Source organism: Kribbella sp. NPDC050459 (assembly GCF_040655315.1).
GTDB lineage: Bacteria > Actinomycetota > Actinomycetes > Propionibacteriales > Kribbellaceae > Kribbella.
This window is the reverse complement of record NZ_JBFAJQ010000003.1, coordinates 800,672-825,833: the sequence shown is the minus strand read 5'-3', so window position 1 is coordinate 825,833 and position 25,162 is coordinate 800,672. Positions and strand designations below refer to the sequence as shown.

General features: G+C 70.8%; 25 protein-coding genes. 13 read left to right on the top strand and 12 right to left on the bottom strand.

Annotation, left to right across the window (positions count from 1 at the left end; all coding sequences use genetic code 11):
• Positions 1 to 91 precede the first annotated feature (91 nt).
• From hemE to AB0I12_RS15155, 5 genes are read left to right on the top strand one after another with little or no spacing between them, the layout of a single operon-like run.
• Positions 92 to 1,150, top strand: coding sequence for a uroporphyrinogen decarboxylase (gene hemE, locus AB0I12_RS15175; RefSeq protein ID WP_359929439.1), 1,059 nt, complete (start codon positions 92 to 94; stop codon positions 1,148 to 1,150).
• A complete protein-coding gene (locus AB0I12_RS15170) occupies positions 1,137 to 1,634 on the top strand; it encodes a GNAT family N-acetyltransferase (protein WP_359929437.1) in 498 nt (165 codons plus the stop codon). The genes hemE and AB0I12_RS15170 overlap by 14 nt, the downstream gene beginning before the upstream one ends.
• The gene (gene hemG, locus AB0I12_RS15165; protein WP_359929435.1) at positions 1,631 to 3,040 is read left to right on the top strand and encodes a protoporphyrinogen oxidase; all 1,410 of its coding nucleotides are present in this window, start codon (positions 1,631 to 1,633) and stop codon (positions 3,038 to 3,040) included. The genes AB0I12_RS15170 and hemG overlap by 4 nt, the downstream gene beginning before the upstream one ends.
• The gene (gene hemQ, locus AB0I12_RS15160) at positions 3,037 to 3,732 is read left to right on the top strand and encodes a hydrogen peroxide-dependent heme synthase (RefSeq protein WP_359929433.1); all 696 of its coding nucleotides are present in this window, start codon (positions 3,037 to 3,039) and stop codon (positions 3,730 to 3,732) included. The genes hemG and hemQ overlap by 4 nt, the downstream gene beginning before the upstream one ends.
• Before the next feature lie 2 nt (positions 3,733 to 3,734).
• Positions 3,735 to 4,112: a VOC family protein gene (locus AB0I12_RS15155; protein WP_359929431.1), complete on the top strand. Its 378-nt coding sequence runs from the start codon at positions 3,735 to 3,737 to the stop codon at positions 4,110 to 4,112.
• Positions 4,113 to 4,130: 18 nt separating this feature from the next.
• Here the strand turns inward: AB0I12_RS15155 and AB0I12_RS15150 are convergent, their stop codons facing one another.
• From AB0I12_RS15150 to AB0I12_RS15125, 6 genes are all read right to left on the bottom strand, one after another.
• A complete protein-coding gene (locus AB0I12_RS15150) occupies positions 4,131 to 6,167 on the bottom strand; it encodes an AAA family ATPase (RefSeq protein WP_359929429.1) in 2,037 nt (678 codons plus the stop codon).
• A 67-nt stretch (positions 6,168 to 6,234) separates the two neighbouring features.
• Complete coding sequence (gene msrB / locus AB0I12_RS15145) at positions 6,235 to 6,651, bottom strand: peptide-methionine (R)-S-oxide reductase MsrB (RefSeq protein ID WP_359929427.1); 417 nt, start codon at positions 6,649 to 6,651, stop codon at positions 6,235 to 6,237.
• A 62-nt stretch (positions 6,652 to 6,713) separates the two neighbouring features.
• The gene (locus tag AB0I12_RS15140) at positions 6,714 to 9,098 is read right to left on the bottom strand and encodes a lamin tail domain-containing protein (protein ID WP_359929425.1); all 2,385 of its coding nucleotides are present in this window, start codon (positions 9,096 to 9,098) and stop codon (positions 6,714 to 6,716) included.
• 86 nt (positions 9,099 to 9,184) lie between these two features.
• Positions 9,185 to 10,540, bottom strand: a complete 1,356-nt coding sequence (locus AB0I12_RS15135; protein ID WP_359929423.1) for an adenylate/guanylate cyclase domain-containing protein — start codon at positions 10,538 to 10,540, stop codon at positions 9,185 to 9,187.
• Entirely contained in the window at positions 10,533 to 12,260 is a 1,728-nt protein-coding gene (locus tag AB0I12_RS15130; RefSeq protein WP_359929421.1) for an FAD-dependent oxidoreductase, read from the bottom strand. Before AB0I12_RS15130 ends, AB0I12_RS15135 begins: the two co-directional genes overlap by 8 nt.
• A 114-nt stretch (positions 12,261 to 12,374) precedes the next feature.
• Positions 12,375 to 13,970 (bottom strand): M4 family metallopeptidase, encoded by a 1,596-nt coding sequence (locus tag AB0I12_RS15125; protein ID WP_359929419.1) that lies wholly within the window; start codon positions 13,968 to 13,970, stop codon positions 12,375 to 12,377.
• Between the two features lie 168 nt (positions 13,971 to 14,138).
• On the opposite strand from AB0I12_RS15125, the gene AB0I12_RS15120 reads away from it, so the two are divergent.
• A complete protein-coding gene (locus AB0I12_RS15120; protein WP_359929418.1) occupies positions 14,139 to 15,227 on the top strand; it encodes a DNA primase small subunit domain-containing protein in 1,089 nt (362 codons plus the stop codon).
• A gap of 77 nt (positions 15,228 to 15,304) precedes the next feature.
• The gene (locus AB0I12_RS15115; protein ID WP_355690554.1) at positions 15,305 to 15,778 is read left to right on the top strand and encodes a carboxymuconolactone decarboxylase family protein; all 474 of its coding nucleotides are present in this window, start codon (positions 15,305 to 15,307) and stop codon (positions 15,776 to 15,778) included.
• A gap of 9 nt (positions 15,779 to 15,787) precedes the next feature.
• Here AB0I12_RS15115 and AB0I12_RS15110 read toward each other — a convergent pair whose 3' ends face one another.
• Both AB0I12_RS15110 and AB0I12_RS15105 read right to left on the bottom strand, forming a co-directional pair.
• Positions 15,788 to 16,543 (bottom strand): SDR family oxidoreductase, encoded by a 756-nt coding sequence (locus AB0I12_RS15110; RefSeq protein WP_359929416.1) that lies wholly within the window; start codon positions 16,541 to 16,543, stop codon positions 15,788 to 15,790.
• 68 nt (positions 16,544 to 16,611) lie between these two features.
• On the bottom strand, positions 16,612 to 17,400 hold the full coding sequence (locus AB0I12_RS15105) for an SURF1 family protein (protein ID WP_359929414.1): 789 nt from the start codon (positions 17,398 to 17,400) through the stop codon (positions 16,612 to 16,614).
• Positions 17,401 to 17,457: 57 nt separating this feature from the next.
• Here AB0I12_RS15105 and moaA point away from each other — a divergent pair, with 57 nt between their 5' ends.
• A complete protein-coding gene (gene moaA / locus AB0I12_RS15100) occupies positions 17,458 to 18,477 on the top strand; it encodes a GTP 3',8-cyclase MoaA (RefSeq protein WP_359929412.1) in 1,020 nt (339 codons plus the stop codon).
• A gap of 48 nt (positions 18,478 to 18,525) precedes the next feature.
• Here moaA and AB0I12_RS15095 read toward each other — a convergent pair whose 3' ends face one another.
• Positions 18,526 to 18,729, bottom strand: coding sequence for a hypothetical protein (locus tag AB0I12_RS15095; RefSeq protein WP_359929410.1), 204 nt, complete (start codon positions 18,727 to 18,729; stop codon positions 18,526 to 18,528).
• 190 nt (positions 18,730 to 18,919) lie between these two features.
• A complete protein-coding gene (locus tag AB0I12_RS15090; RefSeq protein WP_359929408.1) occupies positions 18,920 to 19,303 on the bottom strand; it encodes a DUF3099 domain-containing protein in 384 nt (127 codons plus the stop codon).
• A gap of 80 nt (positions 19,304 to 19,383) precedes the next feature.
• Here AB0I12_RS15090 and AB0I12_RS15085 point away from each other — a divergent pair, with 80 nt between their 5' ends.
• The 5 genes from AB0I12_RS15085 (at position 19,384) to AB0I12_RS15065 (ending at position 23,762) form a co-directional block, all read left to right on the top strand.
• Entirely contained in the window at positions 19,384 to 19,596 is a 213-nt protein-coding gene (locus AB0I12_RS15085) for a dodecin (RefSeq protein ID WP_350863729.1), read from the top strand.
• A gap of 73 nt (positions 19,597 to 19,669) precedes the next feature.
• Positions 19,670 to 20,374, top strand: coding sequence for a 3-oxoacyl-[acyl-carrier-protein] reductase (gene fabG, locus AB0I12_RS15080; protein ID WP_359929406.1), 705 nt, complete (start codon positions 19,670 to 19,672; stop codon positions 20,372 to 20,374).
• Positions 20,374 to 21,144: an enoyl-ACP reductase FabI gene (gene fabI / locus AB0I12_RS15075; RefSeq protein WP_359929404.1), complete on the top strand. Its 771-nt coding sequence runs from the start codon at positions 20,374 to 20,376 to the stop codon at positions 21,142 to 21,144. Before fabG ends, fabI begins: the two co-directional genes overlap by 1 nt.
• A complete protein-coding gene (locus tag AB0I12_RS15070) occupies positions 21,144 to 22,829 on the top strand; it encodes a Mur ligase family protein (protein ID WP_359929402.1) in 1,686 nt (561 codons plus the stop codon). The genes fabI and AB0I12_RS15070 overlap by 1 nt, the downstream gene beginning before the upstream one ends.
• 48 nt (positions 22,830 to 22,877) lie before the next feature.
• A complete protein-coding gene (locus tag AB0I12_RS15065; protein ID WP_359929401.1) occupies positions 22,878 to 23,762 on the top strand; it encodes a hypothetical protein in 885 nt (294 codons plus the stop codon).
• Positions 23,763 to 23,820: 58 nt separating this feature from the next.
• Here the strand turns inward: AB0I12_RS15065 and AB0I12_RS15060 are convergent, their stop codons facing one another.
• Together AB0I12_RS15060 and AB0I12_RS15055 are read right to left on the bottom strand one after the other, a co-directional pair.
• Positions 23,821 to 24,603: a hypothetical protein gene (locus AB0I12_RS15060; protein ID WP_359929399.1), complete on the bottom strand. Its 783-nt coding sequence runs from the start codon at positions 24,601 to 24,603 to the stop codon at positions 23,821 to 23,823.
• Positions 24,600 to 25,121: a SigE family RNA polymerase sigma factor gene (locus AB0I12_RS15055; RefSeq protein WP_359929397.1), complete on the bottom strand. Its 522-nt coding sequence runs from the start codon at positions 25,119 to 25,121 to the stop codon at positions 24,600 to 24,602. The genes AB0I12_RS15060 and AB0I12_RS15055 overlap by 4 nt, the downstream gene beginning before the upstream one ends.
• Positions 25,122 to 25,162 lie beyond the last annotated feature (41 nt).

Sequence of the window (25,162 nt, the reverse complement as noted above, 5' to 3'; positions counted from 1 at the left end):
AAGACGCGCCGGTAGCTGTGTGTGGCCGCGCGTGCGGCGCGGCGTGGCCGGGGGTGTCCGGGCGTTCGGGAGCGCGTGGGATCATCGCTGTGTGACGCGACCCTCCGCTCTGGACGATTCCGCCTACCTGCTCGCTGCCCGGGGTGAGCGGGTGCCGCACACGCCGGTGTGGTTCATGCGGCAGGCCGGCCGGGCACTGCCCGAGTACCGTGCGGTGCGGGAGGGAATCTCGATGCTGGAGTCGTGTATGCGGCCCGACCTCGTCGTCGAGATAACGCTGCAGCCGGTCCGCCGTTACGGCGTCGACGCGGCGATCTTCTACTCCGACATCGTGCTCCCGCTGAAGGCGGCCGGGTTCGACATCGAGATCAAGCCGGGCGTCGGTCCGGTCGTCGCCGACCCGATCCGGGACGCCGCCGGGGTCGACCGGGTCCGTCCGGTCACGCCGGCCGATGTGTCGTTCACCACGGAGTCGGTGCAGCAGTTGGTGTCCGAGCTCGGCGGTACGCCGCTGATCGGGTTCGCCGGCGCGCCGTTCACCGTCGCGTCGTACCTGGTCGAGGGCGGGCCGAGCAAGGACTTCGCGAAGACCAAGGCGATGATGCACGGCGACCCGGCGCTGTGGCACGCGCTCGCGGACCGGCTGGCCGACGTCGCGATCGCGTACCTGGCGGTGCAGGTCGAGGCGGGCGCGTCGGCGATCCAGCTGTTCGACTCCTGGGCCGGCGGGTTGTCGCCGCGGGACTACGAGCGGTTCGTGCTGCCGCACTCCGCGAAGGTGTTCGACGCGATGGCGGGGTACGGCGTCCCGCGGGTGCACTTCGGCGTGAACACCGGCGAGCTGCTCGGCCTGATGAGCGAGGTCGGCGCGGATGTCGTCGGCGTCGACTGGCGGGTCCCGCTCGACGAGGCCGTCCGCCGGATCACGGCCGCCGGCGGCGCGCCGAAGCCGGTCCAGGGCAACCTCGACCCGGCCCTGCTGTTCGCCGGCTGGGACGCGATCGAGCCCGAGATCGACCGGATCCTCGCCGAGGGCAAGGCGGCGCCCGGCCACATCTTCAACCTCGGCCACGGTGTCCCGCCGGACGCCGACCCCGAGGTGCTGCGCCGGATCACCAAGTACGTGCAGGCGGCCCATGTACCTGCCTGACCAGGGCGTCACGCTGGAGCCGCTGCGCGCGGACCACGCGGACGCAGTCCTCGCCTTCGAGCGCGAGAACCGGGCGTACTTCGCGGCCTGGATCTGGGACCGCGGCGACGAGTACTTCGCCGACTTCGCGACCCGGCACGCGGCCCTGCTCGCCGAGCAGGAGGCCGGGATCTGCCGGTTCCACGTGCTGGTCGACGGCACCGGCGCCGTGGTCGGGCGGGTGAACCTGATCGATCTGGAGCACGGATCGGCCGAGCTGGGCTACCGGATCGCGGAGCAGTGGGCAGGCAAGGGGCTGGCGACGGCCGCGGTGCGCGCGGTGATCGAGCTCGCACCTGCCTACGGGCTGACCGCGCTCCGGGCCGGGGCCTCGAATCACAACCCCGCCTCGCAGACCGTGCTGACGCGTGTCGGGTTCCGGGCGGTCGGGAGCAGCAGCACCGATCTGGGACCGGGGAAGAAGTACGAAATGAGCTTGGTATGAACCGGGTCGTGGTCGTCGGCGGCGGGATCAGCGGGCTCGCGGCCGCGCACGCGCTGGCGACCGGGCCGAACCCGCCGCACATCACGGTGCTGGAGGGCTCGCCGCGGCTCGGCGGGAAGCTGGCCGGGGACGCGATCGAGGGCGTGCCGGTCGATCTCGGCGCCGAGTCCGTGCTGGCGCGGCGGCCGGAGGCGGTCGACCTGATCCGCGCCGTCGGCCTCGGGGACGACGTGGTGCATCCGGCGACCACCTCGGCCGGCTTGTGGGTCGGCGACCGGATCCGGGCCATCCCGCCGACCGTGATGGGCGTCCCGGTGGACCCGGCGGCGACCGCCGACGTGCTCGGGGCCGCGGCCGCCGAGCAGGTCGCGCACGAGGCCGAACTGCCGGCTCCCGCGCTGACCGAGGATGTGGCGATCGGCCGGTTCGTTGCCGAGCGCATGGGCTCCGCGGTCACCGACAAGCTGATCGACCCGCTGCTCGGCGGGGTGTACGCCGGGAAGGCCGAGGAGATCTCGCTCGCCGCGGCAGTACCCGATCTGTACGCGAAGCTGCGGACCGCGCCGAGCCTGCTCGCGGCCACGGCCGAGCTGCGCGCACTGGGTCAGAAGCGGGCCGGCCAGCCGGTGTTCGCGGGCCTCGTCGGCGGCATCAACCGGCTGATCGGCGCCCTCGAACAGGACCTGGCCGCCCGCGGCGTGGAGATCCGGACCAAGCTCGCCGTCCGCCGGATCTCGCGGACCGCCGACGGGTTCGAGCTGGAGGCGGGGCCGGTGCCCGCGCCGACGCTGTTCATCGCCGACGCGGTCGTGGTCGCCGTACCGGCCGCTCCGGCGGGCCGGATGCTGGCGGAGCTGGCGCCGGCGGCGTCGGCCGAGCTGGCCGCGATCGAGTACGCGAGTATGGCGATCGTCACACTCGCGGTCCGCAAGCGTGACTGGCCGGCCGGCGCGATCGGCTCCGGGTTCCTCGTCCCGTCGGTGGAGGACCGGACGATCAAGGCCTCGACCTACTCGCACGCCAAGTGGGCCTGGTCGGCGGAGGCCGGGGGAGAGCTGGCCGTACTGCGTGCCTCGGTCGGCCGCCTCGGCGAGGAATACGTGCTGCAGCGGTCCGACGAGGAGCTGGTCCAGCTCGCGGTGTCCGACCTGAAGCAGGCCATCGGGCTCGACGCGCCGGTCGTCGGCCCGCTGGTGACGCGCTGGGGCGGTGGCCTGCCGCAGTACGCCGTGGGGCACCTCGACCGGGTCGATCGCGTCGAGGCCGCGGTGGCCGGCGTCCCCGGACTGGCGGTCTGCGGAGCGGCGTACCGGGGTGTCGGGATCGCCGCGTGTGTGGCATCGGGTGGCAACGCGGCCACCCGGGTGCGGGAGCACCTGGACGCATTGGAGACAATGAGACCGTGACTGGTAAGCCGAAAGCCCGCGAGCTCAACAACGTCATCAGGTACACCTTGTGGTCGGTGTTCAAGATCGAGACGCCGCTCGGCGACGCGGACCGCGACGAGCTGACCGCCGAGCTCAACGACCTGATCGGGAAGCTGGCGGCCGACGACGTGGTGATCCGCGGGATCTACGACGTCGAGGGGTTCCGGGCGGACGCGGACTTCATGATCTGGTGGCACGCGCCGACGTCGGACGCGCTGCAGCAGGCGTACCACGCGCTGCGCCGGTCGCGGCTGGGGCGGCACCTGGTCCCGGTCTGGTCGCAGTTCGCGCTGCACCGGCCGGCCGAGTTCAACAAGAGCCACATCCCGGCCTTCCTCGCCGGCGAGGAGCCGCGGCCCTACATCTGCGTGTACCCGTTCGTCCGGTCCTACGAGTGGTACCTGCTGCCCGACGAGGAGCGCCGCGCGATGCTCGCCGAGCACGGCAAGATGGCCCGCGGCTACCCCGACGTCCGGGCGAACACGGTGGCGTCGTTCGCGCTCGGCGACTACGAGTGGATGCTGGCCTTCGAGGCCGACGAGCTGCACCGGATCGTCGACCTGATGCGCGACCTGCGGGCGTCGACGGCGCGCCGGCACGTGCGCGAGGAGGTCCCGTTCTTCACCGGCAAGCGGACCGAGCTCGGCGACCTGATCGCCAACCTGGTCTAGGGATGCACCGCAAGGCGTTCCCGGTGCTCTACGTCAGCGACGTACGCCGGGCCGTCGGGTTCTACACGCTCCTCGGGTACGAGCCGACGTACCAGTTCCCGCTGGAGGGCGACCCCCACTACGTCGGCCTGGAGCGCGGCGAGTCGTCGCTCGGCCTGTCCGACGCGAACTGGCCCGAGGCGCAGCTCGGCATCACGGTCGGCACGGCGCCGCGCTTCGAGCTGTTCGTGTACGTCGACGACGTCGAGGCCGAGGTGGAACGCTTCCGCGCGGCCGGCCACCCGGTCCTGCAGGAGCCGGCCACGATGCCGTGGGGCGAGCGCCAGGCGTACCTGGCGGACCCCGACGGCAACCCGGTGGCACTCGCCATGCCGATCTGAGGCCAAACTGAGGCCGGTTTAGGTGCCGGGCTTCTGCAGCAGGTAGTCCTCAGCGCGCATCGACGTGGGCGGCCGGACGTCGGACGGGATCAGCTCGCGCAGGTCCCGCTCGGTGAGCGAGTCCGGGTCGCTCGCGGACAGCCGCGTCGCCTGGTTGGAGACGGCCTCCTCGAGCACGTTCCGGATGAACCGGCCGTTACCGAAGCTGTGGCCGCGCGGCGCCGGCGGGATGACGGTGCGGACCTTGTCCAGCACCTCCTCGCCGTAGATCATGCCCTTCTGCCGCGCCTGCAGCTCGAAGATCGCGACCAGCTGGTCGGTGTCGTACTCGCTGAACGACAGCAGCTTCGGGAACCGCGACTGCAGACCGGTGTTCGACTCCATGAAGCGCTGCATCTCGCGGTGGTACCCGGCGACGATCACGATGCAGTCGTTGCGGTGGTCCTCCATCATCTTCAGGATCGTCGAGACCGCTTCCAGGCCGTAGTCGCCGGGCGTGTTCTCCGGCGTCAGGCTGTACGCCTCGTCGATGAACAGCACGCCGCCGAGCGCCTCACGGAACTTGGCCGCGGTCATCGGCGCGGTCGAGCCGACGGCGGCGCCGACCAGGTCGGAGCGGTCGACCTCGACCACGTGACCCTTCTCCAGGACGCCGAGCTGGTGGTAGATCCGGCTGAGCAGCCGGGCGATCGTGGTCTTCGCCGTACCGGGCTTCCCGACGAACACCATGTGCCGGGCGCGCTCGTGACTCGGCAGGCCGAGCTCGGTGCGGCGCAGGTTGGTCTTCACCTCGGCGACCATCCGGCGGACCGCGTCCTTCACCGACTCCAGGCCGATCAGCGAGTCGAGCTCGGCCAGCGGGTCGTCGCTGAAGTCGACGACCTCGGGCATCGGATCGTCGAGGGTGCCGCTTCGGCTGGGACGCGCCTTCGGCTCCTCGTCGTCCTTGACGGTCTTCCAGGCGGCCGACAGCGACGCCTCCTGGTCGGCCGCGGCCGCGTTCTCGATGATGCTCCAGCGCTCGCGGTCGAGCATCCGGAACAGCGTGGTCAGATCCGGGACCTCGGCCACGGGCCACGGGCCCTTGGCCAGCACACCGGACAGGTGCACGCCGACGCGGGCCGCGGCGGCGCCCCAGGAACGGGCGAGCGCCGATTGGCCGCCGCGGATCGCACGGGACATCCACTGGTTGACGTGGCCGTGCCAGATCGGCAGCGTGAAGGCCTCGTGGATGTCCTCGAGCGCCTTGTGCACGTCGAGCGCGGCGTCGCCGAGGACGTTCGCCACCGACTGCGGGATACCGCGCAGGCCGGTGGCCAGGATCAGCTCGGCCAGCACCTGGGCGAAGTCGCCGGCGTACTCGTCCGGGCTCGCCATCAGCATCCGCGCGTGCGTGTCGCGGACCGAGTTGATCGAGTAGCGCAGCGCCGCGCTGGGGCCGGCGAGCTCCGGCAGCACGGCGCGCTCGGAATCCTTGAGCGCGTCGGTGCGCCAGTACTTCGCGATCTCGTCGTACTCGCCGGTGACGTGCAGATCGGTCAGCTCGCGGTCGGCCAGCACCCGGTCGAACGCGGCGGCCAGGGCGGTGGCGCGGGCCGCCATCGGGGGAGCGTCGACGAACATCCCGACGACGTTGCGGGACAGCTGGAGCGCGTGCCGGCGGCCGTTCTCACGGAACCCGCGGGCGCCGGCGATCGCCTGCAGATGCCAGTCCGTCGGCGCCACGTAGATGACGTGGCCGTTGCCGCCGAGCCGCGACGACGGCCGGTAGAACTCGCGGGTCAGCTCGGTCGGCAGGTCGGCGTACTCACCGTGCAGGACCGGGATCCACCCGGTCAGCAGCGGCGCGGCTTGGTGGGTGAACCAGACCGCCGCCGGTGTGCCCTTCACGAAGTCCGGAAATGCCTCCGGCCGCAACGGCCGCAACGCCTCAGGATCGTCGGCCCAGGCCTTCAGCTGCGCCCGGATCCGGGACAGCCACGCGCCCGGCACCTCCCACGGTTCCTCCGCCGCCAGCACATCGAGAACCCGCGGTCTACGGACGTCGTCAGCCACCGATTTCCTTCCCCTGCGTCCACCAGCCGACCCAGTCTAGGACCCGACCGGGCGAACGGAGCGCAGGTCAGGCCGGGGTCAGGGTCAGGCTGATGCTGTTGATGCAGTAGCGCAGATCGGTGGGCGTACCGTAGCCCTCGCCCTCGAAGACGTGGCCGAGGTGGGAGCCGCAGTTGGCGCACCGGACCTCGACGCGCTTCATGCCGAGCGTGCTGTCCTCGATGTACTCGACGCGGTCCTCGGCCAGCGGCGCGAAGAACGACGGCCACCCGCAGTGCGAGTCGAACTTGGTCTCGCTCCGGAACAGCTCGGCGTCACAGGCCCGGCACTTGTAGACGCCGACCGTCTTGGTGTCGGTGTATTCGCCGACGAACGGCCGCTCGGTGCCGGCCTGTCGCAGCACGTGGAACTCGGCGGGGGACAGCTGCGCCTTCCACTCCGCGTCGGACTTCTGTACGGCGTACTGCTTGGTGTCATCAGTCACGACACCAGTATCGGTCGCCCGGGCAAGAAAACCCCGCCCGGGCGACCGACGTAAGACTCCGGTTACCGCACCCAGGACGGCAGCGGGATCAGCTTCACCACCTGCGGGTCGTGGTCGGAGATCTGGTCCGGGAACTCCGCGTTCATGTGTACGACGTCGTACGCCGACGCCGGCCGCAGGTTCTGCGAGATCAGGATCTGGTCGAGGATCTGGCTGTTGCCCTCGAACACGTAGCTGTACCGCTCCGGCAGCGGCAGGGTCCGCGGCAGGTCGATCAGCGCGGTCATGCCCGAGCCGACCAGGATGTCCGCGGTCTCGGACCAGTCGAAGTCGTTCAGGTCACCCAGCACGACGACGTTCGCGCCCGTGTCCTTGGCCAGGATCTGGTCCACGAACCCGCGCACCACCGCGGCCTGCTGGTGCCGCTTCTCCGCGGTGACCTGCACCGGCGGCTGGAAACGGCCCCACAGCGGGTTGTCACCGCCCTTGGAGCTGAAGTGGTTCACGACCACGAACACGGTCTGCCCGTGCCACTTGAACTCGCCCGCGAGCGGCACCCGGGTGGCGGCCCAGGCCGGGTTCGCCGGGTCGACGCGGCCCGGTGACGAGCTCAGGTGCGGCCGGCCCGCGGCGTCGGTGACGATCGTGGTGGCGACCGTCGAGCCGCCGCCCGGCCGGTCCACGAACTTCAACGGCTTGTCCGTCCGGTACAGGAAGGCGACCCGGATGTTGCCGCCCGGCTCACCGCCCTCGGCGTTGTTCACCGGGTCGATCTGCCGCCAGGCGTACTGCGGGCCGCCCGCCTTCACGATCGCCGCGGCGAGCAGGCCGAGCGTCTTGTCCGCGGTCGTCGTACCGGAGTTGACGGCGCCGTCGTCGTCCTGCACCTCCTCGAGACCGACGATGTCCGGCGACGCGAGGTTGTGGACGACGGCCTGCGCGAGCCCGTCGAACTTGGCGTCACCGTCGGACGGGTCCAGGTTCTCCACGTTGAACGTCGCCACCGACAGCTGCACCGGAGACGAGGCCTTGGTCGTCTCCCGCGTGACGCCGCCGTCGATCACGGTCGGCGTCGTGGTCGGCAGCAGCTTGAAGTTGCCGAACGAGTAGTCGAGGACACCCGTCACCACACCAGCCAGCTTGTCGCCGGTCTTGGCGTCCGGGATCGGCGTCAGCACGTCGTCCAGCAGCACCCGCTCCGGGTTGCTGTCGGTCTTCTGCAGCAGGATGCCGCCGCGCACCGTACGCACACCCGCGCCGGCCGCCACGACGGACAGCTCACGGAACGAGCTCGTCGGCCCGGTGACCTCCGGCTGGTCGATGCCCAGCCACATGCCCTCCAGCGACTCCCAGAAGTCGAGGCCGTCGGTGGCCGGGTCGAACGCGGTGCTCGTCGTCTCGACGTCGCCGGATGCGTCGTCCTCGATCACCGTCGACGGCGGCACCCGGCCGCCCGGGCCGACGATGGTCGGCGCCGGGACCGCGGCCGTGCCGGTCACGGTGACCTTCGTGTTGGTCAGCTCGGTGGTCGTCAGGTTCGTCGTACCGCCGGAACCGCCCGGCCGGAACTCGGCGACCGAGCCCTCGACCGTGACGGCGTCACCGACGGAGACCGTCGGCGCGGAGCTCGTGAACACGAACAGGCCCTCGCTGGTGGCCGGGTCGGCGTCCGGCTGCGGGTCCTGGAACCAGAAGCCGTTGCTGCCCTTGACCGTCACCACACCGGTGACGTTCGCGACCTTCTTGCCCTCCAGCGGAGAGCGGTGCGCGGCGCCCTGGATGTCGTGGATCTTCGCGTCGACGGGCGGCTCGGCGGGACCGCCGGTGAGCGTCCCCGGGGAGGGGTTGCCCGCGGCGAAGTCGGCGCTGTTGTTGTCGGTGTCGGCCTTCGGGTCGACCCGCGCGGCCGAGGTGGTGTTCGACAGACCCGGCGCCGGCGCGGTCTCGGAGTCGGTCGCGGTGCCGTAGCCGACGTAGTCCTTGACGGCCGGGTCCGCATGGCAGGTGGCGCCGCAGGCGAGCGCGGTCTGGTTGGTGACCAGGGCGATCTTGCCGCTGCTCGCGGACATCGGGATGGTCCCGGTCACGTTCGGCGTCGGCATCGGCTGGCCGTTGGCGCCGCCACCCTCCTGGACCAGGTACGCCGTACCCGGCGCGATGGTGCCGGTCAACTTGGTGACCTGCCACGACGAGCCGGTCGAGGACGCGTACTGGATCGACCAGCCGCTCACGTCGACCGGGGCCGAGCTGTTGTTGGTCAGCTCCACGAAGTCGTTCGTGTACGGCGCACCGCTGTTGCCGCCACCGCCGTACACCTCGGTGACGACCACGTCGGTGGACGCGGCGTCGGCAGGCCGGGCGACCAGTGCGGCGGCGCCGGCTAAGGCAAGACTTGAAGCGACCACGAGAGCGCCCACGCGGCGCCGTGGTAGGTACTGGGCAGACATGGCCCGGATTCTCACACCGGCACGCGGCCGTTCCAAGGTCCAACACGTGAACACCCGGTGCCCGTCCGAAAGGCACGGGTGATCATTCACCCGAGCGCGACCAGCCGGAACACCTCGACGGGCTCGGCCTTGCCCTTCAAGCTCACCAGTCCGAGCGACTCGGTGCGGGCCTGCGGCAGCAGCGCCTTCGTGGCCGCCCCGATCGCGACCGCCCCGCCCGGAGCCTTGCCCTCGATCCGCGACGCCACGTTCACCGTGTCGCCGATGACCGTGTGGGTCCGTCCGCCCTCCGTCCCGAGCAGGCTGACGGACGCGATCCCGCTGTTGACCCCCACCCGGAACTGCGGCCAGTTCGGGTGCGCCGCCCGGACGGCGGTGGCCGCCTCCTGCAGCGCCAGACCGGCCTCGGCCGCCCGCCGCGCGTGGTCAGGCTGGTCGCCGCGCTTGTTGAACGTGACCATCAGCGCGTCCCCGATGATCCGGTCCACGTCGCCGCCGTGCCGCCGGACCACCGGCGGTACGACGACCTCGAAGTACGTGTTGAGCATCGCCGTGACCTCGGCCGGCTCGTGCTGCTCGGAGAACGCGGTGAACCCCTGCAGGTCCGCGAACAGCACGCTCAGCTCGCGCTGCCCGGACACGGTGTCCTCCTGGTACAGGTCGGCGAACCGCTCCTCGTACCACTGGATCCGGACGCCCACGACGACCAGCACGAACGCGGAGAGCAGCAGCACGTGCCACTCCCACCACGACAGCGCCCAGTTGCGGGCGAACACCAGCGCGACCATCGCCTCCCCGAGCAACACGAACGCGGAGATCATCGACAGCAGCATGAGCGAGGGCCGAGCCCACCACGTCCGCAGGTACCGGGCCGCGGCGACGACGTACAGCAGGATGGTCGGTATGGCGAGCGCGGCGAGGATGCCGTCGGCAACCTCGGGAACGGCGCGGCCGTGCAGCGGCCACAACCGCAACACCGAGGCCAGTGCCCACAACGCCATCAGCACGAGCAGAGCGACCCGCAGCCTTCGACCCAACGTGATGCCGGAGACGGTCAGGCTCGACAGGAACGCGAACACCGACGCCAGCGCCACGCCTACCGGTGTGGCGAGCGTGAACCCGGCGTTGGGCGTGTCCAGGAGCACCTTCGGCGTCGCCAGCGCGTGCAGACCCAGGAACCCGGCGGCCGACAGGAATGCCAGCGACACGAACAGCACCCGCGCGTCACCCCGTCGTACGGCGGCCGCTCCGGTCGTGTAGGCGAGGACGGCGCTGAGCGCGGCGGTCAGCAGCACGAGCCAGAAGTGCGTGGGGTGGTGCTCGAAGTGCACGTCGAGCTGTGGCCTTTGCAGCAGCAGTATCAGGCCCGCGAGCGGGATCATCAGCACCAGCGCGGTCAGGCCGACCATCGCCGGTGAGTACACGAACCGGCGCTCAAGCATCCGAACGAACCTTGAGATGGGTGTGGATCTGCGAGACCACCACCGATCCCTCACCGACCGCGGACGCCACCCGCTTCACCGACGCGCTCCGCACGTCCCCGACCGCGAACAGCCCGGGCACCGTCGTCTCGTACGGCTGCGGCGGCCGCTCCTCGTGCCACCGGGGATCCGCCGCGGCGTCCGACCCGGTCAGCACGAACCCGTGCGGATCCCGTCCCACCTGCTCCGGCAGCCACTCGGTCCCGGGAACCGCACCGATCATCACGAACAATCCGTCGACCGGGATCGTCTCCTCGGCACCGGTCCGCCGGTCCCGCAGGACGACCTCCTGCAGCCGGCCCTCGCCGCCCCCGCCGACCACCTCGCTCGACGCCCGGACGGTGATGTTGTCCGCGGCGTCGATCGCGTCGATGAGGTACTGCGACATGCTCGCGGACAGGTCGTCGCCACGGATCACCAGCAGCACCCGGCGGCAGTACCGCGCGAGGTGCAGGACCGCCTGGCCGGCCGAGTTCCCGCCGCCGACCACGCACGCGTCCCGGTCCTTCAACCCGTGCGCCTCCGAGACGCTCGCGCCGTAGTACACCCCGGCCCCGACGAGCTTCTCCAGCGACGGTACGGCGAGGCGCCGGTAGGACACGCCGCTCGCCAGGACGACGGCCCGCGCCGTGACCTCGCCCAGTTCGCCGATCTCCGCGACGAACACGTCCCCGCGCTTCTCGAGCCGCTCCACCGTGCGCATCAGCAGGAAGTGCGCCCCGAACACCCACGCCTGCTGGTAGCCGCGCTGGGCCAGCTCCGAGCCGCGGATGCCCCGCGAGAACCCCAGGTAGTTGCGGATCAGCGAACTGGTGCCCGCCTGGCCGCCGATCGACTCGCGCTCGACGACCAGCGTCCGCAGCCCTTCCGACGACCCGTACACAGCCGCGGCCAGCCCACCCGGTCCGGCGCCGACGACCAGCAGGTCGAAGGACCTGTCCGCGTCGGGCGCGAGGGTGGTCGGGACGCCCCACGCCTCGGCGATCTCGACGTCGGTCGGATCGTGCAGGACCGTACCGCCGACCGCGGGCATCCACACCAGCACCCCGTCGCCGGGATCCGGCTCGCCGGTGAACTCCAGGACGTCGTTCGCGAGCGCCGAGCCGCTCTCCCGGAACGCGCTCGGGATCCCGTTGCGGGCCAGCAGGCTGCGCACCGCCTGACCGCGGACCGAGTTCGCGGCAGCGATCACGACCACCTCGCGCAGATTGGCGACCTCGAACCGCGACCACTCCTGGACGAACTCCGCCACCGTCCGGTGGAACAGCTCGTCGTGGGCGATCCACGGCTTCAGCACGTAGTAGTTGATGTCGCCGACCGACATCGCGGACAGGATCGCCGACGCCGTCGTCCGCTCCGCCCAGGCGCCCCACTCGATCAGCAGCGCGCGGCGTGCGTCGGGATGCAGTGTCCGCGACGCCGCGAGGATCTCGGCCCGCTCGTCGTCGGGCAGCGAATGGTCGACCATCACGACCGCGACCCGTTGCTCCCAGTCGCGCGCCCGCCGCAGGCAGTCGAGCGCGGCAGCTGCCGTCACTTCGCCGCGGACCCGGAAGTCCGCGCCGAAACCACGATCCAGCTCTGTCTCGCACCGCTCCAGACGCTCCGGGTCAGCGTCGACGACGAGCAGTACCGGCCGCGCGGTCCGTAGTCGCGGCCCCTCCCCGGAGTCCCCACCCATGTCTGTGACGGTAGGTCCGCACAAAGCAGAGGGCAATGCGATAACGGGGACAAAGCGTTTGTTCGTCGGGTCCTGTCCGCCCCAGTGGGACAGGACCCGACGAGACCTACTGCGTCAGTTGACGCTCACAGCGGACCAGGTGGCGGCGACCGCGGCCCGCTCCGGGCTGCTGGCGCCGTACAGGTCGGTGGCCGCGTTCAGCGTCGCGGTCCGGGCCTGCGCGTACGTCGTACCGCTGGTCATGTACGTCGACAGCGCGCGGAACCAGATCTTGCCGAGCTTGTCGCGCCCGATGCCGGCCAGCGTCGTGCCGTTGCAGGTCGACGCGTTGTGCGGCAGGCCGCCGATCGTCTTCGCGCCGGTGCCCTCGGCGAGCAGGTAGGCGAAGTGGTTCGCCACGCCCGAGGAGTAGTGCACGTCGAGATTGCCGACCCCGGACGACCAGCAGTCCGCGGAGTTGCCGTCCTTGCTCGGCTTGTCCATGAACCGCAGCGCCGGGCGGTCCTTCATGATCTCCTCGCCGATGTAGTAGTCACCGGGGTCGGAGGCGTTGTTGGAGTAGAACTCGACCAGGGTGCCGAAGTTGTCGCTGGTGGCCTCGTTCAGACCGCCGGACTCACCGGAGTAGGTCAGGTTCGCGGTGTGCTCGGTGACGCCGTGGGACATCTCGTGGCCGGCCACGTCGATCGAGACCAGCGGACCCGCGACGACGTTGTCGCCGTCGCCGTACGTCATCTGCTTGCCGTCCCAGAACGCGTTCACGTAGTTCGAGCCGTAGTGCACGCGGCTCGGGACGCCCTTGCCGTCGCCGAAGATGCCGTTGCGGCCGTGCACGTTCTTGTAGTAGTCGAACGTCGTCGCGGCGCCGTAGTGCGCGTCGACGGCCGCCGTGGCGCGGTCGGTGTTGACCCCGGTACCCCAGTGGTTGTCCGCGTCGGTGAACCGGGTCGGGGCCGTGCAGCCGAACCCGAACAGCTGGCACAGCAGCGAGTCGGTCTTGTTGTTCGCGTCGGCGGTGTAGCCGCCGCCGCGGGTGGCGTCGGTCAGCGTGTAGCCGCCGGTCGCCGTGGAGGTCTGCAGCGGCACGGTCCCGCTGTACAGGCTCTTGCCGTCGCCGGTCGCGGTCTCGATGTGCTGCTCGCTCACGAGCTTCGCGCCGGTCAGGGCGTCGACGGTCGTGGTGATGCGGCTCGGCGTGCCGTCGGCCTGGGTGCCGACCGCCGTGACCAGGTAGGCGAGCCGTGGCGCGCCCTTGCGGGCCTCGATCACCAGACTCGGCTTGCCGTCGGCCTTGAGGCCCTTGGCAACCGCCTTCGCGGTCGCGGTCGCGCTGCCGAGCTTCGGCGTCCGGCCGACGTTCGCGCTCTTGCTCAGCGTCAGGCTGGCGCCCTTGAAGGCGCCGTCCTTGGACTGGTGGACGACGACGTCGCCGCCGAGGACCGGGAGGCCGCCGATGGTGCGGTCCATCCGGACGTGGCTGGAGCCGTCCTGATCGACGATCACGTCCTTGACCACGAACGCGTCGGCCGTGGTGGCCCGCAGCGCGGTCAGGTTGCCGCTGATCGCCTCCTTGGCCTTGGCGACGGCCGCGGCGGGGCTGGGGACAGGGGACGCCGTCGGCGCTCCCGTTGCTGTGGTGGCGCTGGTCAGTCCGAGGGCGGTGGTGGTCGCCACTGCAGTCGCAGCGGCGAACAGGGCGGATCTGCTCATCCTCGCGCTCCTTGTCAGGTGTCCCGGAGGCCTCACGCCCCAGGAACGAGGTGCAGGAACGTTACCGCTCGGTCACCTACCGTGGCCAGAGGTCGAGAAAAGTTGCCGTTCCCGTGCGGCGCACGGAAATCCGGCCGCTGTGTCCGGCCGGGGCGATACGGTCGCTGCATGGCGAAGAGCACACCGGTGATGCTCACCGTGGGGGACCGTGAGGTCCGGGTGTCCAGTCCCGAGCGGGTGGTCTACGAGGCGACCGAGTGGGCTCCGGAGGTCACGAAGCTGCAGGTCTGCGGGTACTTCATCAGCGTCGCTCCCGCGTTCATGCACGCGTCCGGCGACCGGCCGGTCGCGCTGGAGCGCTGGCCCGGCGGGTGGCGCGAGGGGATGACGCTGTCGGTGGACGCGACCGGCCGGCAGACCGGAGACGGCTTCTACTCCAAGCGCCTTCCGAAGGGCGCGCCGGACTGGCTCGTGACCTGCAGGGTCCTGACCCCGAACGGCCGCCCGATCGACGAGCTGTGCCTGACCGAGCCCGCCGCGGCCGTGTGGGCGGCTCAGATGGGCACGCTGACCTTCCATCCATGGGCCGTCCGCAGCCGTGACCTCGAGCATCCCGACGAGCTGCGCATCGACCTCGACCCGCAGCCGGGCGCGACCTTCGCCGACGCGCGCCGGGTGGCCGGCGTCGCCCGGGAGCTCCTGGAGGAGCTGGGCCTGCGCGGGTACGCGAAGACCAGCGGCAACCGGGGCATCCACATCTACGTGCGGATCCGGCCGGAGTGGACCTTCGACGAGGTCCGGCACGCCGCGATCGGCCTCGGCCGCGAGCTCGAGCGCCGCGACGACGGCGTCACCACCGCCTGGTGGAAGGAGGAGCGCGGCGAGGCCTCGATCTTCCTCGACTTCAACCAGAACCTCCGCGACCGCACCGTCGCGGGCGCCTGGTCACTGCGGCCCCGGCCGGGCGCCCCGGTCAGTACGCCGGTGACCTGGGAGCGGCTCGCCGAGCTCGACGATCCGCGCGCCTTCAACCTGCACACAGTTCCGGAGTACCTCACCGACGGCGACCCGTGGGCCGGTATGGACGAAACGGCGTACCCGCTGGACGCCCTGCTGCGGCTGTGGGAGGAACTGCCCGGCGGCGAGCTGAACTTCCCGCCGGACTATCCGAAGATGCCGGGCGAGCCGCCGCGGGTCCAGCCGAGCAAGAAGGTCGCCGAGCACTGGGACGAGCAGGGCAATCGGATTGGTGACTGACGTCACCTCACAACCCGCCTGCCTACCTTGTCGGAATAGGTGTCATCAACCTGCTCATTCGCTAGGAGACACCTGTTATGGACGCTCGCCTGGATCTGTTCACCAACCCCGTCCTCGGCAAGTTCGTCAAGCACCTCAACACCGCGGCCCGGGGTGCGATGGACGCCGGCGTACCGCTGGCCACACTGGAGCTGGTGGAGCTGCGGGTCAGCCAGATCAACGGCTGCGCCTACTGCGTCGACATGCACTCGAAGGACCTCGCGCACCACGGCGAGACCGCGGTCCGGATCAACCTGGTCGCGACCTGGCGCGAAGCCACCGTCTACACCGAGGCGGAGCGCGCTGCGCTCGCGCTGGCCGAAGCCGGCACCCGGATCGCCGACGCCGCCGGCGGCGTTCCCGACGACGTCTGGCTGAACGCTGCCAAGCACTACGACGAGGAGCAGCTCGGCGCCCTGGTCGCGGCCATCGCCGGCATCAACACCTGGAACCGCCTCAACGTCATCACCCAGCAGCCGGCCGGCGACTACGTCCCCGGCCAGTGGGGGTGATGGAGGCTCTCAGAGAGCGCGGAGGGCGCCGCCGTCGATCGGGATGATCGCGCCGGTGACATACGACGCGGCGGGGGACAGGACGAACGCGGCGACGCGGCCGAACTCGTCGGGGGAGCCGTAGCGGCGCAGCGGGATGGTCTTCTCGGCGGCACGCCGGGCGGCGTCGGGGTCGGCGGACCTGCCGTCCAGCTCCTTCAGCCGGTCGGTGGCGATCCGGCCCGGCATCAGCCCGTTCACCCGGATCCCGTTCGGCCCGAGCTCGTCGGCCAGTGTCTTGGCCACCATGGCGAGCCCGGGCCGCAGGCCGTTCGAGATGGCCAGCCCGTTGATCGGCGACTTCACCGACGACGACAGCACGAACGCGATCGAGGTGTCCTCCGCGCCCGCCCGGGCGACCGCGCGAGCGATCCGCAGGCCGCCGAGGAACACGCTGTCGAACGCCGCCCGCCAGTCCTCCTCGTCGGTGTCCAGCGCCGTCCCGGCGCGCGGACCGCCGACGCTGATCAGCGCGCCGTGCAGCGCACCCCACTTGGCGATCGCGGTCGCGGCCAGCCGCTCCGCGCTGTCCGGGGCCGCGTTGTCGACCGGGATGCCCACGACGTTCTCGCCGAGCTCGGCGGCCGCGCGCGCGATCGATTCCTCGTTGCGGCTGGAGATGACCAGCCGGGCACCTTCGGCGGCCAGCGCCTTCGCGGTGGCGAAACCGAGCCCGGCGCTGGCGCCGGTGACGATGTAGGTGCGGTCGCGTAGTCCAAGGTCCACACCACCATCCTGCCGCACCGCCCCCGGCCGCGCACCTCGACCGTTCGTGGCCAACGGCAAACAGCGCGTCAGTCGCCGTGCTTCACGGGTTCCGGGGTTTCGTTGCGCGCAGCAACAACTGGCGGCTGCGGACCGGCGTCCCGGGTCTGCTGGCGGGAGAAGTACACCAGGCCGCCGAGCGCCAGCAGCGCGAAGAAGAACCACTGCAGCGCGTAGAAGAAGTGCGGCCCGTCGTCGATCTCCGGACCGGGGAACCCGCTGAACGCCGGGTCGTTGGCCGGTTCCTGCTTGTCGATCGTGAGGTAGCCGTCGTACAGGTCCAGCCCGAGCACCTTCGCGTAGTCGGGCCCGTTGATGAGCCGCGCCGTACCGTCGTCCGGGGTGCCGCCGTTCGTGCGGCCACCGCGCTCGCTGCGCTGCAGGCGGCCGGTGACGGTCACCTCACCGGCCGGCACCGGGGGAACGTGCAGCGGCATCAGCTCCGAGCTCTGCCGGGCCAGGAACCCGCGGTCGACGAGCACCGCCTTGCCGTCGGCGAGGACCAGCGGTGTGACGATCTCGAAGCCGGGCTTGTCCTGCACGTTGCGGTACTTCAGCACCACCTGCTTCGAGGCGTCGTACCGCCCGGTGACGACAGCGGTCCGCCACGCGTGCTGGTCACCCACGACACCCGGCGGGCCGACAATCTGGTCGATCGGCGCTGCGGGCGCCGCGAGGTTGGTCCGGGTCACCTCGTTGCGCGCCTTGCGTTCGTCGAGGCGGTGCAGCTGCCAGCGACCGAGCTGCACACACACGCCGGCGAGGAGGAGCACGCCGAGCGCGGCGGCGATCCAGCGGACGTTCATCAAGCGACCCACGTCTCGAACTTAAGCCATGCCCTGAAACGACCGGCGCGCGGCACGTACGCTGGGGGCGTGACGGTGACCCCGGAAGTGACGCGAACAGGGCTTGCGGACCGGTACGGCCGGGTCGCGACCGACCTGCGCGTCTCGCTCACGGACCGGTGCAACCTGCGGTGCACGTACTGCATGCCGGAAGAGGGCCTGGACTGGCTGGCGAAGCCCGAGCTGCTCACCGACGACGAGATCGTCCGCCTGGTGTCGATCGCCGTCACGCACCTGGGCGTGCACGAGATCCGCTTCACCGGCGGCGAACCGCTGCTGCGCCGCGGCCTGGTCGACATCGTCGCCCGGACGACGAGCCTCGACCCGCGCCCCGAGGTGTCGCTGACCACGAACGGGATCGGCCTGGCGCGCTCGGCGGCCGCGCTGAAGGAGGCCGGTCTGGACCGCGTGAACGTGAGCCTCGACACGGTCGACGCGGAGACGTTCCAGAAGCTCACCCGGCGGGACCGGCTGAAGGACGTGCTCGCGGGCCTGCAGGCCGCGCACGACGCCGGCCTGACGCCGGTGAAGGTGAATGCGGTCCTCATGCGCGGCGTGAACGACGCGGATGCGCCGCAGTTGCTGGAGTTCTGCCTCGAACGCGGCTACGAACTGCGGTTCATCGAGCAGATGCCGCTGGACGCCCAGCACGGCTGGGACCGGACGACGATGATCACCGCGGACGAGATCCTGGGCATGCTCACCGAGCGGTTCCACCTGACACCGGACGACGCCTCGAAGCGCGGCAGTGCGCCGGCCGAGTCGTTCCTGGTCGACGGCGGGCCGCGAACCGTCGGCATCATCGCCTCGGTGACGCGCCCGTTCTGCGGGGACTGCGACCGGGTCCGGTTGACCGCCGACGGCCAGGTCCGGGACTGCCTGTTCGCGCGCACCGAGTCGGACCTGCGGAGCGCGCTGCGGGCCGGCGCCGACGACGCCGAGCTGGCCGATCGCTGGCGTCGTGCGATGCTCAACAAACTGCCGGGTCACGGCATCAACGACCCGAGCTTCCTGCAACCCGCGCGGCCGATGTCCGCGATCGGCGGTTGACGGTCATACCGGCCCAATCCGGAAATGTGCTTTTTCGGTACTAGGTATTCACCTGACGAATGGCTCGACCTCGCGCAGGAATGACCGGCGCTCGAGGAAGTCGGACAAGCTGTCCTTGTGTTCGTCGCACGCCAGCCAGGTCTTGCGCCGGTCGGGGGTGTGGATCTTCGGGTTGTTCCACAGCAAGGCCCAGGTCGCCGGGTTCCCGCAGCCCTTGGCGGAGCAGACCGCAGGTGTGCCTTCTTCAGTCATCCGCGGGTGCCATTCCTCTGCATTCCTGATGTCTCAATAATCAATAGCCTGGGCAAAATGAAGCGACGTCGGACAGCCACGGGGGGAGCCGTCCGACGCCGCATCAAGTCCCTGAATTTCACTGATGAACTTCAGAGCACGCGGGAGATTCTGACACGGATCAGTCCAAGTTTTCCAGTCCCGGCCGAGATCACTTTTCGGTGTCGGCCGGACGGTCCTCGGAAGGGTCGCCGGAAGGGTCGTCGGGCGTGTCGTTGTCGGCCCGCACGACGACCGTCGGACGGTCCCCGATCGCGGGCCGGGCGGGCGCCACGTACGGGTCCGCGGCGGGCTGGGTCGAGGACCGGTGGGCGTTCGCCAGCACCACCGCGAAGTACGGCAGGGCGATCGCACCGACGACGAACAGCCAGCGCCACGGCGACGGCGTGACGACGGCGAGCACGAAGCAGACGATCCGGATCGACATCATCCACGCGTAGCGCACGATCCGGCTGTCCAGGTCCTCGGACCGGCCGGGCTGCGCGCTCGTCACCGAGATGACCGTGGCGTCGCTCCGCTCCTGGCGTTTCGACATCTATCCTCCTCACAACAACGGTACGCCGCGCCGGTTCGGCAACCGAGCCCGGGCGTGGCCAGGCTGGAGAGAGGTTCGTCATGACCGATCGCACCTACCGGGTCACCGAGATCGTGGGCACCTCGAAAGAGGGTCTGAACCAGGCGATCACCAACGGGATCACCCGTGCCGGGGAGACGCTGCGGCACCTCGACTGGTTCGAGGTGACCGACATCCGCGGCCACCTCTCCGACAACCAGATCGACCACTACCAGGTGACGATGAAGGTCGGCTTCCGGCTCGAAGACTCCTGACAGGTCCCGCGAAGTCGGGAGCACCCGCCCCGGTGGGATAGCGTTCCTCCGTCCGGCGATGTGAGGAGGGCTTGTGGGTAGGTCAGTGTTGGTGACCGGCGGTAGCCGCGGGATCGGGCTGGCGATCGCGACCGCATTCAAGGAAGCGGGCGACCAGGTCGCGGTCACGTACAACACCAGCCCGCCGCCGGAGGGCTTCCTCGGGGTCAAGTGCGACATCACCGACCAGGAGCAGGTCGACGCCGCGTTCGACACGATCGCGGAGCAGCACGGGCCGGTCGAGGTGCTGGTGGCCAACGCCGGCATCACCCGCGACACGCTGCTGCTGCGGATGTCCGACGACGACTGGGACGCGGTCCTGCAGACCAACCTCACCGGCTCGTTCCGGGTCGCCCGCCGGGCCGCGAAGGGCATGCTGCGGCTGCGCAAGGGCCGGATCGTGTTCATCTCGTCGGTGGTCGGCCTGCTCGGCTCGCCCGGCCAGGTGAACTACGCGGCCAGCAAGTCCGGCCTGATCGGCATGGCCCGCTCGATCGCCCGCGAGCTGGGCAGCCGCGGCATCACCGCGAACGTGGTCGCCCCCGGCTTCGTCGAGACCGACATGACCGCGGTGCTGCCGGAGGAGACCCAGAAGCAGTACCTGAGCCAGATCCCGCTCGGCCGCTTCGGCCTGACCGAAGAGATCGCGAACGCGGTCCGCTGGCTGTCGTCGGACGAGGCCGGCTACATCACCGGCGCGGTGATCCCGGTCGACGGCGGGATCGGGATGGGCAACTGATGGGCATCCTCGACGGCAAGCGGATCCTGGTCGCCGGAGTCACCCTCGACTCGTCGATCGGCTTCGCCACGGCCAAGGTCGCGCAGGAACAGGGCGCGACCGTGCTGATCTCGAACTTCGGCCGCGCGCTGAGCATCACCAAGCGGATCGCGAAGCGGCTGCCGACCGAGCCGCCGGTCCTGGAGCTCGACGTCACGAACGCCGAGCACCTGGCCGCGCTGCCGGACGCCGTCCGCGAGCACGTCGACGGGCTGGACGGGGTCGTGCACTCGATCGCGTACGGCAACCCGGAGACGATCCTCGGCGGCAAGTTCCTGGACGGCCCGTGGGACGACGTGGCGCAGGCCGTGCAGGTGTCGGCGTACAGCCTGAAGGCGCTCGCCGTCACCTGCGCGCCGCTGATGAGCCGCGGCGGCAGCGTCGTCGGGATGACCTTCGACGCGACCGTGGCCTGGCCCGGGTACGACTGGATGGGTGTGGCCAAGGCTGCCCTCGAATCCACCAACCGGTACCTGGCGCGGGACCTCGGCGCCCAGGGCATCCGCTGCAACCTGGTCTCGGCCGGTCCCCTGAAGACCCTGGCCGCGAAGGCGATCCCGGGCTTCGAGAAGTTCGAGGAGCCGTGGCTGGACCGGGCCCCGCTGGGCTGGGACCCGTCGGACCTCGAGCCCACCGGGCGGACCATCGTCGCCCTGCTCAGTGACTTCTTCCCCGCGACGACCGGCGAGATCGTGCACGTCGACGGCGGTTACCACGCGATGGGAGCGTAGTGGCAACGTCCTTGGTGGAGCTCCGCGTTCTCGACGGCGCCAACCTCTACTTCAGCCGCGCCGCGATCAAGCTGACGCTGGACGTGTCGGCGATCGCGGACGCGCCGGCACCGGCGGCGAAGGCGTACGCGCAGGCGATCGGTCTCGGCGCCACCCGTCCCGGCCGGATCGGGTCCGGCTTCCGGCAGCGGTTCGCGATCCGGGTCGTCGGCCACGTCGTCCGGCGGATCGCCCGCGAGGCCGGGATCGGCCGGATCGGGGTCCGGGTCCGGCCGGAGGCCGACGTACGGCGGCTCGTGGTGGCGTTCCCGTGGGCGCACGAGGGCCGCGCGCGGGCGCTCGGCGCCGCGATCGTCGAGGTGCTCGACGCGTTCGGTGCCGATGACCTGACCGAGTTGATCGCTTCGGTCGGCGAGCGGGTCCGGGACGAGCCGCCGGGCAACCCGCCGCCGACGCTGCGGCCGAAGGTGCCGGTGGTCGCGGTCACCGGGACGAACGGCAAGACCACCACGTCGCGGATGATCGCGCACATCGGGCGGGCCGCCGGGCTGCACGTCGGCTGGTCGAGCACCGACGGCGTGTACTTCGACGGCGAACTGGTGAAGTACGGCGACTTCTCGGGCCCGAGCGGCGCGGGACAGGTGCTGTCGCAGCCGGGCATCCAGCTCGCGGTCACCGAGACGGCCCGCGGCGGGATTCTGCGCCGCGGCATCGGCGTCGCGTACAACGACGTGTCGGTGGTGACCAACGTCACCGCGGACCACCTCGGCCTGGGCGGGATCGACACCGTCGACCAGCTCGCCGAGGTGAAGGCCGTGATCACCCAGATCACCCGGCCGCGCGGCTGGTGCGTGGTGAACGGCGACGACCCGCGGACGTTCGCGATGCGGCTGGGCTCGCCGGCCAAGTGCTGGGTGTTCTCCCGCGACCCCGACTCGCCGTCGATCCGGACCGTGCTCGACGAGGGCGGCCGCGCGACGACCGTGCTGGACGGGTTCGTCACGGTGCTCGACAACGCCCGCGACCCGGAGCCGCTGCTCAAGGTGGTCGACGTACCGATGACGCTGTCCGGGCTGTCGCACTACAACGTCGAGAACACGCTGGCCGCGGCGTCGGCGGCGCTCGGCCTCGGGTTGCCGCGGGCCGCCGTGATCGAGGGACTGAGCACGTTCGCGCCGAACGAGAACAACCCCGGCCGGATGAACATGTACTCGCTGCGCGGCTTCACCGTCGTCATCGACCTGGCGCACAACGAGGCCGGGCTGGAGGCGCTGCTCGAGATCATGAACGGCGTCCGGCCGGAAGGCGGCCGGCTGATGCTGGCGCTCGGATCGCCGGGGGACCGGGCCGACGACATGGTCGCGGCGCTCGGCGCGATGGGCGCGCGGGCCACCGACCGGGTGGCGATCGGCCACAAGAGCGACTACCTGCGCGGACGGCCGCCGGAGGAGCTCGAGGCGGTGTTCCGCGAGGGGGCCGCCTCGGTCGGCGTGACCGACGTACCGGCGTTCCCGACCGAGCTGGCGGCGGCGCAGGCGCTGGTCGCGGAGGCCCGGCCCGGCGACGTGGTGGCGGTGATGTCTCTGCAGCATCGGGCGAGTCTTGACGACTGGTTGCGGTCCGAGGGGGCTACTGTCGACACACCGGAGACCTTGAAGAGCAAGGTCGAGAGAGCCCAGCGCTAGCCCCTTCCGCCCCCGCAACGGGACTGTCGGGGTGGGAACGGGGTTGTGATGCGCTACCTGTGGTCGATCCCGGCCGCGGTGGTCGCCTGGTTCGTGGGCGGCTTCTCCGCGACCTACCTGAAGGGCCTGCCGGAGGGTACGACGTCCTTCGTGCCGCCGCGGATCGACCTCGTGGTGCTCGGCGGCTTCGCCGGCGGGGTGCTGGCGGGGCTGCTGATCGGGCGGATCCGGATCGCCGTACCGGTGGTGCTGGTCGTTGCCGCGGGCATGTGGTGGCTGACCGGGAACTCCTTCGGCGAGCGCGACCTGCTGATCACGTTGCTGGTGGCAAGCGCTCTCGGCGGGTTCTTCGGCGCCCTCGGCGCCCGCAGTTCGGTGGTCGCCGCGTTCGCGCTGGCGCTGCCGGTGGCCTGGAGCGCGCTGCGCCCGGCCGAGCAGCTGGCCGACTGGCGGTGGCTGTGGCAGCTCAACGGGCTGCTGGTCGGGGCCGGGCTCGCGCTCCTGCTGTACGTCGCGTGCTGGAAGCGCGGTTGGCGGTCGGTGGGGTCCTGGCTCCCGCTGGCCGGGTTCTACCTGGTCTGCTTCGGCATCGTGGCGTCGGTCCGGCTGGTCAGCCGGTCGACCGGGAAGCCGATGGACGCCGTCGGCAACGCCTCGACCGAGGCCTTCTTCCAGTCCTTCGAGCCGCTGCTGCGTGAGTACTGGCCGTGGATGGTGGTCGGCGTCCTGCTGGCGATCCCGATGGTGGCCCTCAAACTCCGCGCCCTGCCGCCGGCACCGCCGCCGCCGGACCCGTACGCCGATCGGTCCAACGACGCCGTCCTGTCCGACGACCTCGACTGGATCGACGAGATCGAACCGCGCCGGCGCCTGCTCGCCCGTCGGCAACACGCCGGAGAGGGCTCTCTAGGTGAAGGTTCAACCATAGGCTGATCGGTGTCCGGGAACCGCCCTTCCACACCTGGAGCACAGCTACCCGGTGCGACCTTGTTCAGCGTCCACGCGGGCCGGGCGCCTGCTGGCCGGTGGCGGTCAGCGGGGTGACGGAGGTGACGTCGGCCGCGTCGATGACCAGCGCGAAGAAGCGTAGGCGGCTGCTGTTCGGCGTACCGACGGCGTCGGTGTCGTAGGTCTTGCCGCCGGCGGTGACCCGGACCTTGCGTGCGTCGGCGGCCACGGCGCCCATGACCAGCGTGAGGTGCATCGGCGACGAGAGGTTCGGGACATCCGCCGGGACGGCCCGGTACTGCGCGAGTTGCCCTGGCTGCCAGTTCTCGGTGAAGCAGGCGTCGGCGCCGCCGAAGGCCTTCGCCGGACCTTCGTCGGTGACGACGAGGCAGCCGGACCTGATGTACGACGCGACTGCCCAGCTCTCGTTCGGGATGCTGCCCCGGGCGACGTAGAAAGCCGGTGCGTACTTGAGTGAGTCCGGCTGCGTCGTGAACGCCGGCTCGTCGGACCAGGGCGACGGAAGCGGGGTGTACTTGAAGTCGAGATGCTGGGTCTGCAGCGCGGGTGTAGGGGCCGTCGACGAAGAGGTGGCGACGCCTGGCTCCGCGGACCGCAGCGAGCCGAGCGCCGCGCTCGCCACCACGACGACCGCGGTCACCGCCGCCGCGGAGATCGCCGCGGCGGTGGTACGGCGACGTACCTGGCGGCGCTTGATCCGCAGTCGTACCGGCACGGCGGGGTCGGCGGGCTCGGGGCGCTCGGCGGTGAGCAGGGCCAACTTCGCGCCCAGCTCCGCGGGCAGTTGGTTCGGGTCGTCGGTCATCGGATCTCCTTTCCGGCCAGGTCGGCCAGCTCGTCCGGGGTGTCGAATGTGATGTCGACGCGGAGCGTCTCCAGGCCCCGCCGGGTGTGTTGCTTGACGGCTCCGACGGAGCATCCGAGGAGGTCGGCGACAGTCCGCTCGGGCAGGTCCTCGGCGTACCGGAGGTAGACGGCGGCGCGCTGGCGCGGGCTGAGGCGTGCCATCGCCTCGCGGAGGGCGAGGCGTTCCTCCACCTGCGTGGTGCCGGCGTCGACGGTGGATTCCGGCGGCGTGTCGGTCGGGTGTTCGCCGTGCCAGCGGCGGCGTCGTCCGGACAGGAAGGTGCTGGTGACGATCTTGCGGAGGTAGGCCTCGGGACTGCCGGTCCGCAGCTTCCGCCAGTGGAACCAGAGCTTGGTGAACGCGTCCTGCGCCAGGTCCTCGGCCTTCTGGTGGTCCAGGGTCAGGGCGTACGCGAGTCGTGCGGTCGCGCTCCACCGCGCGCGCACGAACTCGTCGAAGTCGTCCTCGGCTGTCATCCCCACACCCCTACAACGCCATGACGAGCGTCGCAGGGTGA

What these genes read in the sequence shown, in the direction of transcription:
- fabI (WP_359929404.1), top strand. Translation starts at nt 20,374, where the DNA reads ATGGGCATCCTCGACGGCAAGCGGATCCTGGTCGCCGGAGTCACCCTC.
- AB0I12_RS15120 (WP_359929418.1), top strand. Translation starts at nt 14,139, where the DNA reads ATGGCGAAGAGCACACCGGTGATGCTCACCGTGGGGGACCGTGAGGTC.
- AB0I12_RS15125 (WP_359929419.1), bottom strand. Translation starts at nt 13,970, where the DNA reads ATGAGCAGATCCGCCCTGTTCGCCGCTGCGACTGCAGTGGCGACCACC.
- AB0I12_RS15065 (WP_359929401.1), top strand. Translation starts at nt 22,878, where the DNA reads ATGCGCTACCTGTGGTCGATCCCGGCCGCGGTGGTCGCCTGGTTCGTG.
- AB0I12_RS15170 (WP_359929437.1), top strand. Translation starts at nt 1,137, where the DNA reads ATGTACCTGCCTGACCAGGGCGTCACGCTGGAGCCGCTGCGCGCGGAC.
- hemG (WP_359929435.1), top strand. Translation starts at nt 1,631, where the DNA reads ATGAACCGGGTCGTGGTCGTCGGCGGCGGGATCAGCGGGCTCGCGGCC.
- AB0I12_RS15085 (WP_350863729.1), top strand. Translation starts at nt 19,384, where the DNA reads ATGACCGATCGCACCTACCGGGTCACCGAGATCGTGGGCACCTCGAAA.
- AB0I12_RS15090 (WP_359929408.1), bottom strand. Translation starts at nt 19,303, where the DNA reads ATGTCGAAACGCCAGGAGCGGAGCGACGCCACGGTCATCTCGGTGACG.
- AB0I12_RS15155 (WP_359929431.1), top strand. Translation starts at nt 3,735, where the DNA reads ATGCACCGCAAGGCGTTCCCGGTGCTCTACGTCAGCGACGTACGCCGG.
- AB0I12_RS15055 (WP_359929397.1), bottom strand. Translation starts at nt 25,121, where the DNA reads ATGACAGCCGAGGACGACTTCGACGAGTTCGTGCGCGCGCGGTGGAGC.
- AB0I12_RS15115 (WP_355690554.1), top strand. Translation starts at nt 15,305, where the DNA reads ATGGACGCTCGCCTGGATCTGTTCACCAACCCCGTCCTCGGCAAGTTC.
- AB0I12_RS15095 (WP_359929410.1), bottom strand. Translation starts at nt 18,729, where the DNA reads ATGACTGAAGAAGGCACACCTGCGGTCTGCTCCGCCAAGGGCTGCGGG.
- AB0I12_RS15060 (WP_359929399.1), bottom strand. Translation starts at nt 24,603, where the DNA reads ATGACCGACGACCCGAACCAACTGCCCGCGGAGCTGGGCGCGAAGTTG.
- AB0I12_RS15140 (WP_359929425.1), bottom strand. Translation starts at nt 9,098, where the DNA reads ATGTCTGCCCAGTACCTACCACGGCGCCGCGTGGGCGCTCTCGTGGTC.
- AB0I12_RS15130 (WP_359929421.1), bottom strand. Translation starts at nt 12,260, where the DNA reads ATGGGTGGGGACTCCGGGGAGGGGCCGCGACTACGGACCGCGCGGCCG.
- AB0I12_RS15135 (WP_359929423.1), bottom strand. Translation starts at nt 10,540, where the DNA reads ATGCTTGAGCGCCGGTTCGTGTACTCACCGGCGATGGTCGGCCTGACC.